This window comes from Mesorhizobium sp. LjRoot246 (genome assembly GCF_964254115.1).
Classification (GTDB): Bacteria; Pseudomonadota; Alphaproteobacteria; order Rhizobiales; family Rhizobiaceae; genus Mesorhizobium.
Genome location: NZ_CAXUSN020000001.1, coordinates 1682292 through 1694333, shown reverse-complemented (window position 1 = coordinate 1694333; position 12042 = coordinate 1682292). Strand labels below are relative to the sequence as shown.

At 61.8% G+C, this 12042-nt stretch carries 11 protein-coding genes; 6 read left to right on the top strand and 5 right to left on the bottom strand.

Going from position 1 to position 12042, the window contains the following annotated elements:
- Nucleotides 1–15 precede the first annotated feature (15 nt).
- Entirely contained in the window at nucleotides 16–318 is a 303-nt protein-coding gene (locus ACSQ3L_RS08105) for a BolA family protein (RefSeq protein ID WP_352659191.1), read from the top strand.
- 16 nt (nucleotides 319–334) lie between these two features.
- Here the strand turns inward: ACSQ3L_RS08105 and ACSQ3L_RS08100 are convergent, their stop codons facing one another.
- Nucleotides 335–1888 carry an acetolactate synthase large subunit gene (locus ACSQ3L_RS08100; protein ID WP_436159470.1) on the bottom strand — a complete coding sequence of 518 codons (1554 nt, stop codon included), beginning with the start codon at nucleotides 1886–1888 and terminating at the stop codon, nucleotides 335–337.
- Nucleotides 1889–1998: 110 nt separating this feature from the next.
- Entirely contained in the window at nucleotides 1999–2805 is an 807-nt protein-coding gene (locus ACSQ3L_RS08095; protein ID WP_436159469.1) for an alpha/beta hydrolase, read from the bottom strand.
- Nucleotides 2806–3193: 388 nt separating this feature from the next.
- On the opposite strand from ACSQ3L_RS08095, the gene ACSQ3L_RS08090 reads away from it, so the two are divergent.
- Genes ACSQ3L_RS08090 through ACSQ3L_RS08080 form a run of 3 tightly spaced genes read left to right on the top strand, consistent with a single transcriptional unit; the run spans nucleotide 3194 to nucleotide 8021 of the window.
- Nucleotides 3194–5143 (top strand): PrkA family serine protein kinase, encoded by a 1950-nt coding sequence (locus ACSQ3L_RS08090; protein WP_436159468.1) that lies wholly within the window; start codon nucleotides 3194–3196, stop codon nucleotides 5141–5143.
- An 18-nt stretch (nucleotides 5144–5161) separates the two neighbouring features.
- A complete protein-coding gene (locus ACSQ3L_RS08085; RefSeq protein ID WP_436159467.1) occupies nucleotides 5162–6469 on the top strand; it encodes a YeaH/YhbH family protein in 1308 nt (435 codons plus the stop codon).
- Between the two features lie 10 nt (nucleotides 6470–6479).
- Nucleotides 6480–8021 carry a SpoVR family protein gene (locus tag ACSQ3L_RS08080; protein WP_436159466.1) on the top strand — a complete coding sequence of 514 codons (1542 nt, stop codon included), beginning with the start codon at nucleotides 6480–6482 and terminating at the stop codon, nucleotides 8019–8021.
- Nucleotides 8022–8053: 32 nt separating this feature from the next.
- On the opposite strand, the gene ACSQ3L_RS08075 is transcribed toward ACSQ3L_RS08080, so the two are convergent.
- The 3 genes from ACSQ3L_RS08075 to ACSQ3L_RS08065 are packed head-to-tail and all read right to left on the bottom strand — an operon-like array spanning nucleotide 8054 to nucleotide 10688.
- Nucleotides 8054–8947: an HlyC/CorC family transporter gene (locus ACSQ3L_RS08075; protein WP_436159465.1), complete on the bottom strand. Its 894-nt coding sequence runs from the start codon at nucleotides 8945–8947 to the stop codon at nucleotides 8054–8056.
- Complete coding sequence (aroB, locus tag ACSQ3L_RS08070; protein ID WP_436159464.1) at nucleotides 8944–10080, bottom strand: 3-dehydroquinate synthase; 1137 nt, start codon at nucleotides 10078–10080, stop codon at nucleotides 8944–8946. The genes ACSQ3L_RS08075 and aroB overlap by 4 nt, the downstream gene beginning before the upstream one ends.
- Nucleotides 10077–10688, bottom strand: a complete 612-nt coding sequence (locus tag ACSQ3L_RS08065) for a shikimate kinase (RefSeq protein WP_436159463.1) — start codon at nucleotides 10686–10688, stop codon at nucleotides 10077–10079. The genes aroB and ACSQ3L_RS08065 overlap by 4 nt, the downstream gene beginning before the upstream one ends.
- A gap of 210 nt (nucleotides 10689–10898) precedes the next feature.
- Here ACSQ3L_RS08065 and ACSQ3L_RS08060 point away from each other — a divergent pair, with 210 nt between their 5' ends.
- A complete protein-coding gene (locus ACSQ3L_RS08060) occupies nucleotides 10899–11051 on the top strand; it encodes a histidine kinase (RefSeq protein WP_292187671.1) in 153 nt (50 codons plus the stop codon).
- A 17-nt stretch (nucleotides 11052–11068) separates the two neighbouring features.
- Nucleotides 11069–11986: a site-specific tyrosine recombinase XerD gene (locus ACSQ3L_RS08055; RefSeq protein WP_436159462.1), complete on the top strand. Its 918-nt coding sequence runs from the start codon at nucleotides 11069–11071 to the stop codon at nucleotides 11984–11986.
- Nucleotides 11987–12042: the final 56 nt, after the last annotated feature.

Here is a 12042-nt window from a genome sequence, read left to right as displayed (position 1 = left end):
TGAAGGGAGACGGCGATGTCCATACAGACGACCATGGAAGACAAGCTCAACAAGGCGTTCTCGCCGGAGCGGCTGGTCATCATCAACGAGAGCCATCTCCATGCCGGCCATCACCACAACGGATCCGATCATCACGGCACCTATGACGGCACCGGCGAGACGCATTTTCGCGTCCGCGTCGTCGCTTCCGCCTTTGCCGGCATGAGCCGCATCGACCGTCACCGCGCCGTTAACGAACTGCTTGCCGACGAACTGAAGGCCGGCGTGCACGCGTTGGCGATCGAACCGGCGGCTCCCGGCGAAAAGACCCGCTGGTAGCTCGGTTCCGCCGCGCTCAGAGCACCGCTTCGATCAGGAACGGTCCGCGCCGCGACAAGGCGCTGTCCAGTAGTGCGTCGAAGCGTTCGCATGTATCGGCGCGAGCCGCCTCGACGCCCATTCCTTGGGCGAGCGAAACCCAGTCCAGCGACGGATGGTCGAGGTCGAGCATGCGCCGGGCATTTTTGCCGATGGCGCCGACACCGACATTCTTCATCTCGCCGTGCAGGATCGCGTAGGTCCGGTTGGAAAACACAATCGTCACCACGTCGAGATTTTCCCGCGCCTGCGTCCACAGCCCCTGCACCGTGTACATGCCGCTACCGTCAGCCTCGAGATTGATCACCTTGCGGTCCGGACAGGCGATCGCCGCCCCGGTTGCCAACGGGATGCCGCCGCCGATCGATCCGCCCGTGCCCATCATGTAGTCGTGCGGCGCGGCAAAGGCCGACAGCGCGAAGAAACGCCGCGCCGAGGTGACCGCCTCGTCGCAGATGATCGCATCGGCCGGCAGCTTGCGCGCAACCGACAGCGCAATCGCATCTTCCGTCAGCCTGCCGTTCGGCATTGTCTCGTCGGGAAAACCGGTTGCGAACACCTGTTGTTGCGACGGCTTGATGCCGAGTTCGTCGCGAAGCGCTTCCAGCGCCGCATGCAGATCCTCGCCATGCGCCGCCAGCGTCAGCACCCGGCAATCCTCACGGACGAGCCGTCCCGGTTTTCCCGGATAGGCGAAGAAGGCAACCGGTTCCTTCCCGCCGACTAGGATCAGGACGTCGACTTCGCTCAGCATAGCCGTCGCTGCGTCGACCGGATAAGGGATGCGGGTCGGCGCGACACGCCCGCGCCCGCGTTGCATCCGGGCGATCAGAACCTCGCTGAACAGGCGGACATCGCTGCCCGCCGAGATCTGCCCGGCGATGGCGAGCGCATCGGCTCGTGCGGCCTTCCCGCGAACGACCATGCCGACGCGGCCCGGAGCGGAACGGATCGCCCCGGCGATCTTTCTTACCGCGTCCATATCGACGGCCGGCATTGGCGACAGCTTCACCTTGCCGACCGAGACCGCGTCGACTTCGCCCCAGGCAGCATCCGCCGGCAGGATCAGCGTCGCCACCCCCGGTGGCGTCAATGAGGCGCGAAAAGCGGCCTCCGCGGCCGGCGCGACATCGGCCGGTCCGTTGACGCGGCCGACCCAGGTCGACATCGGCGCCGCAAGGCCTTCGATATCGCTGGTGAGCGGGGCATCGAGCGACAGATGGTAGGAGGCATGATCGCCGACGATGTTGATCATCGGACTGAAGGCACGTCGCGCATTGTGCATGTTGGCGAGGCCATTGGCCAGGCCTGGCCCAGTATGCATCAGCGTCGCAGCCGGCCGATCGGTCATGCGCGCGTAGCCATCGGCAGCACCCGTCACCACGCCTTCGAACAGGCCGAGCACGCAACGCATCTGCGGCTTGCGGTCAAGCGCTGCAACAAAATGCATTTCGGACGTGCCGGGATTGGCGAAGCAGACTGTCACATCGTTGGCCAGAAGCACGTCACACAGGACATCGGCGCCGTTCATGCAATTCTCTCCCGCTCAAGATCGCACAGCAATTGCACCCACGAGCATCCGCGCAGCAATATCCCGCCAGTGCTTTTGATCTGATCCAGTCGCCAACACACGCGCCTCAATCAGCCGACCGCCGATTTCAGGAATGCCAGCGCCGCAGCGGTCAGCGCGTCGCCGTCCTCGCCGAAATCGCGATTGATCGACATATGCGTATAGGCGCTGCCGTCGAACAGTGTAACCTTGGTGCCGGTCGCGCGCAGACGCTCGGCAAAGGCCTTCGAAACCTCGCCACGGCCCGACGCCCGCGAATAGGCGATGAAAGTCGGCGGATGCTTGCGGCCGTCGATGTAGCTGGCCGGCGAAAGTGCCGCCCATTGCGAAGGGTCGGAAAAGACGCGCGCATAGGCCCGCACCATGCCGCCATTTTTGGCCAGCGCGGCAAGATCATAGGCCCTTGTATCATCGAGGATGAGCGCCGCGACGCCGGACAGCCCGCCGCGCATGCCGGTCAGCGCAATCAGATGGCAGCCAGCCGAATGGCCCATGCCGACGATGCGGTTAGGGTCGCCGCCATGCCGGGCGATGTTGGCCCTGATATGGGTATAGGCCTTTTCGACGTCGCCGGCCTGGGTGGCGACGTTGGCCTCCGGCAACAGACGGTAGTCAATGGAGACGAAGCAGAAGCCGTTGGCGAGCAGGAAGGCTGGCTTGGCGTTGACCTGGCTGCGTTTGCCGAACTGCCAGGTGCCGCCATGGACGAAAAACACGACCGGCAGGCCGGTTGCACCATCGGGCGCATAGATGTCGAGCTTGGCCGGCCCGTAATCGAAGGTTTTTGGCGCGGGTTGGCGCGGGCGCCGCGCGGCCGATGCTCCCAATGGCAGCATCGCCGCCACGGAGGCCAGAATGAGGCTTCGTCGATCGATCATCATGGTCTCCCGGCCGTATTGGCCAACAGTGCCCGCAAGCGCCACGAGCGTCCAGTTAAGGATTGGCAATACCCAGGTAGAGGAGGCCGGATCAACCGGGCTTCGTCGAACTCGCATCGGGTCGCAACTCTCGCAGCATCAGGCCGCATCAAATGCACTGCGCTTGCAGTTCAGTTCACGAAATCAATATCTGCCCCTTGACGGTCTCATCTGGCCATCACCACCTAAGTATTTGGGCAAGCATTCCAGCCACATGAGTGGCGTCCCCGGGTTTCAAATGCCAGATGCACGCGCTCTCCTTCATGTGAAGGGAACCACAATGCTTTCCAGCAGTTGAATCTATGATGAGCCGTCAGGCACCCAGAACGGCTCCGAGGGCAAGAACATCATGCGAGAGAACCAGTCTGACGTCTTCGATCTGTTTTCGGAAATTTATACGGGCGCGGCGCAGGAGGAGATCAGCCTCCAGCAATATCTCCTTGCCTGCCGCGAGGACAGATCGATGTATGCCTCGGCGCCTGAACGGATGGTCGAGGCGATCGGCGAGCCGAACCTACTCGACACCAGCAAGGATGAGCGGCTTGGCCGCATTTTCTCCAACCGGACCGTCAAGGTGTACCCCTCCTTTGCAGATTTCTATGGCATGGAGGACACAATCGAGCGCATCGCCGGCTATTTTCGCTATGCGTCCCAAGGGCTCGAGGAGCGCAAGCAAATCCTCTACTTGCTCGGCCCGGTCGGCGGCGGCAAATCCTCCCTTGCCGAGCGGCTGAAGAAGTTGATGGAGCAGCGCCCAATCTACACGCTGAAGGTCGGCAACCAGGTCAGCCCGGTTTTCGAATCGCCACTTGGCCTTTTCCATCCCGATCGCATGGGCGACCTGCTGCAGGATAAATACGGCATTGCCCGGCGCCGGTTGAACGGGCTCATTTCGCCATGGGCGGCCAAGCGCCTCGACGAACTGTCCGGTGATATTTCCAAGTTCAGCGTGGTCAAGCTGATGCCTTCGCGACTACGCCAGATCGGCATCGCCAAGACCGAGCCCGGCGACGAGAACAATCAGGACGTCTCGGCCCTGGTCGGCAAGGTCGACATCCGGCAACTGGAAAACTTCAGCCAATCCGATCCGGACGCCTATTCCTATAGCGGTGGACTGAACCGGACCACCCAGGGCCTGCTCGAATTCGTCGAGATGTTCAAGGCGCCCATCAAGGTCCTGCATCCGTTGCTGACGGCGACCCAGGAAGGCAGCTACAACGGTACCGAGAATTTCGGCGCCTTTCCCTATCAGGGGATCATCGTGGCCCATTCCAACGAATCGGAATGGCAACAGTTCAAGAACAACAAGAACAACGAGGCCTTTCTCGACCGCATCCTCGTGGTCAAGGTGCCGTATTGCCTGCGCATAACCGAAGAGAGGCAGATTTACGAAAAGCTGCTGCGAGAGAGCGAATTGGCCGCCAGCCCCTGCGCCCCCGAGGTGCTGGACATTCTCAGCCGCTTCACCGTCTCAACCCGCCTTGCCGAGCATGACAATTCGCCGCTCTACACCAAGATGCGCGCCTATGACGGCGAGAACCTCAGGGAAGTCGACCCCAAGGCGAAGTCGGTCCAGGAATATCGCGACGCCGCCGGCGTCGCCGAAGGCATGACCGGCGTCAGCACACGCTTCGCCTTCAAGATCCTGTCGCAGACATTCAACTACGATACGAAGGAGGTGGCTGCCGATCCCGTGCATCTGATGTACATCCTGGAAGAGGCGATCAAGCGCGAGCAGTTTCCAAAGGAGATGGAAGCTGCCTATCTCGAGTTCATCAAGTCGGAACTGGCAACGCGCTATGCCGAGTTCATCGGCCACGAAATCCAGAAGGCCTATCTGGAATCGTACAGCGAGTATGGCCAGAACCTCTTCGACCGTTACATCGCCTATGCCGATGCCTGGATCGAGGATCAGGACTACAAGGATCCAGATACCGGCCAGGTGCTCAATCGCGAGGTATTGGACAAGGAATTGTCCCAGGTCGAAAAACCGGCCGGCATCGCCAATCCCAAGGACTTCCGCAACGAGGTTGTGAAGTTCACGCTGCGCGCTCGCGCAAGGAACGACGGCCGCAACCCGTCATGGACGAGTTATGAAAAGCTGCGCGAAGTCATCGAGAAGCGGATGTTCGGACAGGTCGAAGATCTCCTGCCGGTGATCAGCTTCGGTTCCAAGCAGGACAGCGTCACGGAAAAACGCCACAATGAATTCGTGCAGCGTATGGTTGAGCGCGGCTACACCCAGCGGCAGGTGCGTCGCCTTGTGGATTGGTATATGCGAGTGAACAAGGCGGGTTGAGAGAGCCCGGATGGGTCCATGCCGATCTTCATCGACCGTCGCCTGAATCCAAAGGACAAGAGCCTCGGCAATCGCCAGCGCTTTCTCAGGCGTGCGCGCGAGGAACTGAAGCGGAGCATACGCGATCAGATCCGCACCGGCAGAATCGCCGACGCGGATGCCGAGCACGCCGTGCGCATGCCCGAAAGAGGCACGGGCGAGCCGACCTTCAACAACGCCCGCGACAGCGGCAGGCGCCAGCACATCCTGCCGGGCAACAGGCATTTCTCCGCTGGAGATCTGATCCCCAAGCCCGGCGGAGGCGGGGGAGCATCGTCCCCGGGAAATACGGAGTCTGAAGACGACTTTCGTTTCGTGCTGTCACGCGAAGAGGTGCTCGATCTTTTTTTCGAGGATCTCGAACTCCCAGATATGGTCAAGCTCAACCTCAAGGAGATCCTTGCCTTCAAGCCGCGCCGGGCTGGCTTCGCCACCACCGGTTCACCGACCAACATCAATGTTGGGCGCACGATGCGCAACAGCCATGGCCGCCGCATTGCGTTGAGGCGTCCTAAGCAGGAGGAGTTGGACGCGATCCTCCGGGAAATCGCCACGTTTGAGGAGGTGCCACCCAGTGCAGCGGCGCGCCAGCGCATTGCGGCATTGCGCGAAGAGCTTGACCGGCTGGAGCGGCGGCGCAGGCGAATTGCCTATGTCGATCCGGTCGACATCCGCTTCAACCGCTTCGATCTCCGGCCGGTGCCGAATGCCAATGCCGTCATGTTCTGTCTGATGGATGTGTCCGGGTCCATGGGCGAGCGCGAGAAGGATCTGGCCAAGCGCTTCTTCGTGCTGCTGCACCTGTTCCTGAAACGGCGGTACGACCGCATCGAAATCGTCTTCATCCGCCACACGCATCTGGCTCAGGAGGTCGACGAGGAAACATTCTTCTACAACACCCAAAGCGGCGGCACTGTCGTTTCCACCGCGCTCGAGGAAATGCACCGCATTATTGACGAACGTTACCCCGTCCACGAATGGAACATCTACGCCGCCCAGGCCTCTGACGGCGACAATTTCGCCGGCGATTCAGAGCGATGCATAGCGTTGCTCAACGGTAAGCTCATGCGGCTGTGCCAGTATTTTGCCTATGTCGAGATCATCGACGAACGTGAAGCCCATATCTTCGGCACCACCGAAAATGGGACATCGCTGTGGCGTGCCTATAGCGCAATCGACGTGAAATGGCCGAACTTCCAGATGAGCCGCATCGCCACGCCCGCCGATATCTACCCGGTCTTTCGCCAGCTCTTCGGCAGACAGCCGCCTTCCCTCAAGAGAGCGTGAGGGGTTCTCGATGGCCAGACAAGCCAGTAAATCCAGCCTGCTTTTTTCAGGATCCGACTGGGATTTCAAGACATTGTCGCGGACCCATGACGCGATCGAGGCTATCGCGGTCGAAGAGCTTCATCTGGATACCTATCCCGTGCAAATGGAGATCATCTCCTCACAGCAGATGCTCGACGCCTATTCGTCTATCGGCATGCCACTAATGTACCGTCACTGGTCTTTCGGTAAACATTTCCTGCACCAGGATCTGCTCTATCGCAAAGGCGGGCGGGGGCTTGCCTATGAACTGGTCATCAATTCCAATCCCTGCATCGTCTATCTGATGGAGGAAAACACCATGGCCCTGCAGGCCTTGGTGACAGCCCATGCCGCGCTCGGGCACAACCATTTTTTCAAGAACAATCAGCTGTTCAAACAGTGGACGGACGCTGGGGCGATTCTCAGCTACCTGGACTTCGCCAAGGGCTACATTGTCCGTTGCGAGGAGCGGCACGGCCTCGCTGCCGTCGAGGCTGTTCTTGATTCCGCCCACGCACTGATGGATCAGGGCGTGTTTCGCTATCACCGGCCGCCGAAGCTGTCGTCGGAGCGGCAGCGCGAAGGGCTTCGCGAGCGCCTCGAATACGAAGAGCAGTCCTACAATGATTTATGGCGTACGCTGCCGCCTTCGCAGCAAGGGGCCAACAACAAGCGTCCTGACCCGGAGCGGAAGAAATCGCTCAACCTGCCCGAAGAAAACCTGCTTTATTTCCTGGAAAAGAACAGCTTGATCCTGGAGCCTTGGCAGCGTGAGATCATCAGGATCGTTCGTGTCATTGCGCAATATTTTTACCCGCAGCGGCAGACACAGGTGATGAACGAGGGCTGTGCCACTTTCGTGCACTATACGCTGATGAACATGCTGTTTGACCGCGGCCAGATCAGCGAAGGCGCCATGCTCGAAATCCTGCGCAATCATTCCAACGTGATTTTCCAGCCGGCGTTCGACGATCCGCGCTTTTCCGGCATCAACCCGTATGCGCTCGGCCTCGACATGATGCAGGACATTCAGCGCATCTCAACCAAACCGACGGCCGAGGACCGCGATTGGTTCCCCGACATCGCCGGCCACGGCAACTGGCGCGAGATCCTGCTCGACGCCTGGGCTGACCACCGCGACGAGTCCTTCATCCGCCAGTATCTCAGTCCGGCCTTGATCCGGAAATGGCGGTTTTTCGTGCTCGGCGACGCTGCCGACCAACCGCATTGCCAGGTCACCTCGATTCACAACGAGCGCGGCTACGACAAGATACGCGCCGCGCTCGCCAACAGTTACGATCTTGGCGCGAACCGGCCGGATATTCAGGTGGTGGATGTCGATCTGCTCGGCGACCGCCATTTGCGACTGCAGCACAAAGTCAATCACGGCATCCTTCTCGAGGATACCAGCCGCGATGCCACGCTTCGTCACATCCGCAGGCTTTGGGGCTATGACGTCAGCTTGGCGGCAGTGGACGCCGAGACCGGCGCGACTCTCAACGAACGCTCGACGAGCCAGATCGCGGAATGAGGTTGCCCCGGTTCTCGTGGCCCTCGACGCGTTCAGGCGTCGCCGGCCGGCCTGATCCGCAGCCTGGCGATCCGGTTCTTGTCGCGCTTCATGACGGTGAAGCGCTTGCCGTGGAACGTAAAAGCCTGCTTCTCCTCGGGGATCGACTGCGTCTCGTGGATGACGAGGCCGGCAATGGTGGTGGCCTCCTCATCCGGCAGGTTCCAGTCGAGCGCGCGGTTGAGGTCGCGGATAGACACAGTGCCATCGACGACGACGGAGCCGTCGGCCTCCTGCTTGACACCCTGGATGTCGACATCATGCTCGTCGGCGATCTCGCCGACGATCTCCTCGATGATGTCCTCCAGCGTCACCAGCCCTTCGACCTCGCCATATTCGTCGACGACGACGGCGAAATGCGCCTTGCGGCGCAGGAAGGCGTTGAGCTGTTCCTGCAAGGTCGTCGTATCGGGCACGAACCAGGGTTTCGAAGCGATCTTCATCACATCGATCCTGGAGAAATCATTGCCGACTTCGTTTAAGGCGCGTAGCAGATCCTTGGCGTGCAGCACGCCAACGATGTTGTCGAGTGAGCCCTTCCACAGCGGCATGCGGGTGTGCGGGCTCTGCAGGATCTCGCGCACCACCGCTTCCGGCGCATTGTCGGCATTGACCGAGCGCATGTTGGTGCGGTGGACCATGATGTCGGAGACTTCGAGTTCGGCGAGATCGAACAGGCCGCCGACGCGGTCGCGGTCCTCGCGCACCACCTGGCCGTCACGGCGGAAATCGTCGACCGCGCCGCGCAACTCGTCCTCACTCGAGCGCTGCGGCTCGATGCGCGACAGCTCGTATCCGAACATGGCAAGCAGGCGCGTGCGCACGGCAACGAGCAGCAGGATGAGGATGGCGAGGACGGCGACGACGATCCAGCCGGGCTCGCTCATCTCCGGTCGCTTTCCTTTGGGTGGTTCTCCCTCAGGAACGACAGCACTTCCGAGGCCGGCACATCCTTGGCTATGAAGGCTTGGCCGATGCCGCGCGTCAGGATGAAGGTCAGCGCGCCGCGCGACACCTTCTTGTCCTGCGTGATGAAGGCAAGCAGTGCCTCGGCGTCCGGCAAATCGCCAGGAATATCCGCCATCCGCCAGGGCAGACCGACGGCGCGCAGATGCGCCTCGACGCGCGCTGCGTCGTCGGGGCTTGCCAGGTTGAGCCGCGACGAGAACCGGTACGCCAGCGCCATGCCGATGGCGACGCCCTCGCCATGGACGAGGCGGCTTCCGTCGTACCGCGTGGCGGCCTCCAGCGCGTGGCCGAATGTGTGGCCGAGGTTGAGCAGCGCGCGGTCGCCGGTCTCGAACTCGTCGCGCGCAACCACGTCGGCCTTGGCGCGGCAGGCTTCGGCAATGGCCTGCGCCCTCTCCGGCCCGCCAGCAAACACCTTCGCCCAATTCTCTTCCAGCCAGGCAAAAAACTCCGGCCGGTCGATGAGCCCGTATTTGGCAAGCTCGGCATAGCCGGCGCGGAATTCGCGGATCGGCAGCGTATCGAGCACTCCGGTGTCGGCCAGCACCAGCTTCGGCTGATGGAAGACGCCGACAAGGTTCTTGCCGCGCGCACTGTTGATGCCGGTCTTGCCGCCGACCGAGGAATCGACCTGCGCCAGCAGCGAGGTCGGGATCTGCACGAAATTCATGCCGCGGCGCACGATGCCGGCGGCGAAACCGGCAAGGTCGCCGATGACGCCGCCGCCGAAAGCGATGACGATGTCGCCGCGCTCCAACCTGGCGGCCAGCACACCGTCGACCACCTCTTCCAGATGGACAAAGCTCTTGGTCTTCTCGCCAGGCGGAAGCGTGATGACGGCTGGCTGGATGCCACTCGTTTCGAGGACGGCCCTCAGCGCATCGAGATGCGCTGCCGCGACATTGGCGTCGGTGATGACCGCGGCGCGCGTGCCCGGCAGGCGTTGCGAAATCTCCGCACCCGCGCGTGACAACAATCCCGAGCCGATCAGGATGTCGTAAGTCCGCTCGCCAAGGCCGACTTCGACGATGACTGGCTCGTCCGCGCTCATGATCGTACCTCGCCTGTAGCGGCAGTCTCATCGATGCCGAAATGCCGGCACAGCGCCTCCACCACCTCGGTGGCGATGACCTCCTTGCGGTCGTCGCGGGTCGGCACGATGACGTCGGATGTCGCGTAGACCGGATAGCGCTCGCTCATCAGCCGCTCCAGCACGGCGCGGGGGTCGGTGCTTTTCAGGAGCGGCCGATTCTGTTTCTTGGAGACGCGGTCCATCAAAAGGTCGAGCTCGGCCTTCAGCCACACCGACACGCCGTGCGCTGCGATCGCCTCGCGCGTCTGCGCGTTCATGAAGGCGCCGCCGCCGGTCGACAGCACTTGCGGGCCGTTTTCCAGCACGCGCAGGATGACGCGCTGCTCCAGCGCCCTGAATTCCGTCTCGCCATAGCGCTCGAACAGCTCCGGAACGGTCATGCGCGAAACGCTTTCGATCTCCTGATCGCTATCGATGAAGGGCAGCGCCAGCATCGTCGCCACCTTGCGGCCGATCGCCGTCTTGCCGGCGCCCATCAGCCCGACAAAGACAACGGAACGGCTGCCCAGCCGGCCAAGCAGCGCGGCGTGGGTCTCGTCTGGAGGATTTGCTGGCAGCGCGTTCATGAGATGTTTCGAGGACCCTCTTTGCCGGCGTATCGACATGAAAAGCCGGTTTGCGTCAAGCACGGCAAGCGCCTTAAGCCCTATATGGACTGGCAAGGTCTACATCGGAAGTTGCTGACAGGCCTCAGCTTCTTTCTTGAATTGGCCGGATTGGCGTCCCATAAGGGGACAGGGTTTGGAAACGCAGAACAAGAAGACGGGCGAAAATTGATGCCGACACTGTTTCGCTTTGTCGTGATAACAGCGATTCTGGCTGGCATTGCCTATGGTACAATGTTCGCGCTGGTGATGTTCGTCGAGCCCAGGAAGGGGGAAATGAGCGTGCGCATCCCTCCGGAAAAGCTCAATCCCAAGAAAAGTTGAATGACAAGAAAAGCTGAATGAACAGCGCCGCCCGCATCGAAGCCTTTCTGGAAATGATGAGCGCCGAGCGGGGTGCTGCCGAAAACACGCTTTCCTCCTACCGCCGCGACCTCGAGGACGCTTCGGACGCGATCGATGGCGGGCTCGCCGGTGCAGCCGCAGCCGATATCCGCGCCTATCTCGACGACGTTGCCGCCCGCGGCTTCGCCGCCACCTCGCAGGCGCGCAAACTGTCGGCGATCCGCCAGTTCTTCAAGTTCCTCTACACCGAAGGCCTGCGCGGCGATGACCCGACCGGCACACTGGACAGCCCGAAAAAGGGCCGCCCGCTACCCAAGACGATGAGCGAGGCCGACACCGGCCGGCTGATCGATCGTGCGGCACAAGAGGCGGTGGATACCTCGCGTGGCGATGGCGACAGGCTGGCTTCACTGCGCCTGCATGCGCTGGTGGAGGTGCTTTATGCCACCGGCCTGCGCGTTTCCGAACTCGTCGGCCTGCCGGTGACGGTGGCGCAGCGCGACGACCGCTTCTTCATGGTGCGTGGCAAGGGCGACAAGGAGCGCATGGTGCCACTCTCGGCCAAGGCTCGCACGGCGATGAAGGCCTGGCTTGCCGCCCGCGCCAGGGTTCCCGCTTTCGCCGACAGCCCGTTCCTGTTCCCGGCTGCCTCCGACAGCGGCTATCTCTCGCGCCAGGTCTTCGCCCGCGACCTGAAAGGGCTGGCGGCAAGGGCCGGCATCGCCTCGGCGAAAATCTCGCCGCATGTGCTTCGCCATGCCTTTGCCAGCCATCTCCTGCAGAACGGCGCCGATCTCAGGGCCGTGCAGCAACTGCTCGGCCATGCCGACATATCGACGACACAGATTTACACCCATGTTCTGGAAGAGCGGCTGGTGCGGCTGGTCAACGATCATCATCCGCTTGCCGACTAGGCCTCATATCGCTATGTGAGGACGACGTTTCACCGCCCGGAGCCTTGGATTCAAGG

Coding starts and splice junctions, on each gene's coding strand:
- ACSQ3L_RS08105 (WP_352659191.1), top strand. CDS start 16: ATGTCCATACAGACGACCATGGAAGACAAGCTCAACAAGGCGTTCTCG.
- ACSQ3L_RS08100 (WP_436159470.1), bottom strand. CDS start 1,888: ATGAACGGCGCCGATGTCCTGTGTGACGTGCTTCTGGCCAACGATGTG.
- ACSQ3L_RS08095 (WP_436159469.1), bottom strand. CDS start 2,805: ATGATCGATCGACGAAGCCTCATTCTGGCCTCCGTGGCGGCGATGCTG.
- ACSQ3L_RS08090 (WP_436159468.1), top strand. CDS start 3,194: ATGCGAGAGAACCAGTCTGACGTCTTCGATCTGTTTTCGGAAATTTAT.
- ACSQ3L_RS08085 (WP_436159467.1), top strand. CDS start 5,162: ATGCCGATCTTCATCGACCGTCGCCTGAATCCAAAGGACAAGAGCCTC.
- ACSQ3L_RS08080 (WP_436159466.1), top strand. CDS start 6,480: ATGGCCAGACAAGCCAGTAAATCCAGCCTGCTTTTTTCAGGATCCGAC.
- ACSQ3L_RS08075 (WP_436159465.1), bottom strand. CDS start 8,947: ATGAGCGAGCCCGGCTGGATCGTCGTCGCCGTCCTCGCCATCCTCATC.
- aroB (WP_436159464.1), bottom strand. CDS start 10,080: ATGAGCGCGGACGAGCCAGTCATCGTCGAAGTCGGCCTTGGCGAGCGG.
- ACSQ3L_RS08065 (WP_436159463.1), bottom strand. CDS start 10,688: ATGAACGCGCTGCCAGCAAATCCTCCAGACGAGACCCACGCCGCGCTG.
- ACSQ3L_RS08060 (WP_292187671.1), top strand. CDS start 10,899: ATGCCGACACTGTTTCGCTTTGTCGTGATAACAGCGATTCTGGCTGGC.
- ACSQ3L_RS08055 (WP_436159462.1), top strand. CDS start 11,069: ATGAACAGCGCCGCCCGCATCGAAGCCTTTCTGGAAATGATGAGCGCC.